Below are 1,812 nucleotides of genomic sequence, written 5' to 3'. Positions count from 1 at the left end.
GAAGACGAACAGGTAGCCATGGCGCTCGTCCGGCAGCTTGATCGCCGGCGTGCCCTTTTCGGTCTTGTCGACGGTGCGCGCGCCGTCCTTCCACAGCGCCAGCACGTTGCCCTTCTCGAGCCCGTCGCGCGCGCCCTTGTTCAGCGACACGATCTGGTTCTGGCCGGCCGCCACGGCCTCGCCGTACACCGAGACGATCTGGCCGGTGATCGGCGACTGCGGCGCGCGCGGAATGTAGTTCTGGAATTCGCGCGGCGGGACCGGCGACAGCTTGTCGCCGACGCGCACTTCCTGGCGGATGCTGGTCAGCATGAAGGTGTCGGGAACGATGTCGTCGGCACGTGCGGCGCCGCTGGTGTCGCCCTGGCGGATCAGCTCGCCGGTGCCGAGGTAGAACGCCTCGTAGCCCAGCACCTCGTTGGTGGTCGGGTCGCGCAGGGCCTGCGGCTCGCGGAAGAAGCGGAAGTTGCGCGCGCCGCCCAGGTCGCCGCGCACATAGGCCTTGTCGCCACGCGCCAGCAGCACGCGGGCTTCCGGCGTCGCGACGACGCGCGGCGCCTTCGCGAGTTCGTTCTCGTCGACGATCACGGCCTCGTTCAGGAACGGCTCGATCAGGTTCAGCGCGATCGCCGGGATGCCGTCGCGCGACAGGTCGCCTTCACGCACGCGCGGCGACAGCTTGACGACGCCGCCCTGCTCGCCGGAGCCGACGCGCAGGCGGGCACGGCCATTGGCCTTGTCGAGGAACAGCACCTGGCCCGGGTAGATCAGGTGGGGATTGCGGATCTGGTCGAGGTTCATGCCCCACAGCTCGGGCCAGCGCCACGGGCTGACCAGGAACACGCTGGAGATGTCCCACAGCGTGTCGCCGCGCTTCACGGTGTACGAGTCGGGCGCATTGGGGGACAGGTCAGACAGCGCGACGCCGGCTTCGGCCACCTGCTGCGCGGTGCTGCGCTGCTTGGGAGTGATCGGGTAGTTGCCGGCTTGTGCGTTCGCGGTCGCGGAACCGAAGCAGACGCCCAGCGCAACGGTGATGGCGGCAGCCCGGGGGAACGACAGGGCGATACGGTGGCTTCGGGTCATGAAGGTAAGTCTCCGGGCGCTCAGGCAGCACAATGCTGCGTTGTGCGGTTAACTGAACCGGGCCGCGGCACGATGCCTGCGGCTCAGCGAAAATCTTCATTCAGTTTCACAGATTCTGCCCCTAAACCCTTGATATCGCAACGAAATTGACTTCCGGACACACCTCGCGTGCGTCCTGTCACGCCGTCCGGCGTTGCGCGTTTCCCACATGGCCAAGCTCTCGATACTCCGTTACCCCGATCCCCGGCTGCACACCGTTGCCAAGCCTGTCACGCAAGTGGACGCACGCATCCGACAGCTTGTCGACGACATGCTGGAGACCATGTACGAGGCCGACGGCGTCGGCCTGGCGGCGACGCAGGTCGACGTCCACGAACGCGTGATCGTGATCGACACCTCGGAGCGCCGTGACGAACCGCACGTCCTGATCAACCCCGAGCTGACCGCGCTCAGCGAAGAGATGGTGACCGGCGACGAAGGCTGCCTGTCGGTGCCGCAGGTCTACGACAAGGTCCCGCGCCACGCCCGCGTCAGCGTGCGGGCACTGAACCGCGCCGGCGAAATCTGCGAGTTCGACGCCGAAGGCCTGCTCGCGGTGTGCGTGCAGCACGAGATGGACCACCTGCTGGGCAAGGTGTTCGTCGAGTACCTGAGCTCGCTGAAGCGCGACCGCATCAAGACCAAGATGCTGAAGCGCACGCGCGACGAACAGCGTCCCTGAGCGGC

The 1,812-nt window shown here is 67.0% G+C and carries 2 protein-coding genes; one reads left to right on the top strand and one right to left on the bottom strand.

Translation table 11 applies throughout. The features are described 5' to 3' along the window. On the bottom strand, positions 1-1,086 hold a 1,086-nt coding region (locus AC1D01_RS33030; RefSeq protein WP_477873703.1), incomplete at its 3' end, for a LysM peptidoglycan-binding domain-containing protein. 208 nt (positions 1,087-1,294) lie between these two features. On the opposite strand from AC1D01_RS33030, the gene def reads away from it, so the two are divergent. After that, positions 1,295-1,807, top strand: coding sequence for a peptide deformylase (gene def, locus AC1D01_RS33025; protein WP_477873702.1), 513 nt, complete (start codon positions 1,295-1,297; stop codon positions 1,805-1,807). Positions 1,808-1,812: the final 5 nt, after the last annotated feature.

This window comes from Rhizobacter sp. P3_B12 (assembly GCF_056402895.1).
This window is presented reverse-complemented; position numbering and strand designations above follow the sequence as displayed.

What these genes read in the sequence shown, in the direction of transcription:
- def (WP_477873702.1), top strand. Translation starts at nt 1,295, where the DNA reads ATGGCCAAGCTCTCGATACTCCGTTACCCCGATCCCCGGCTGCACACC.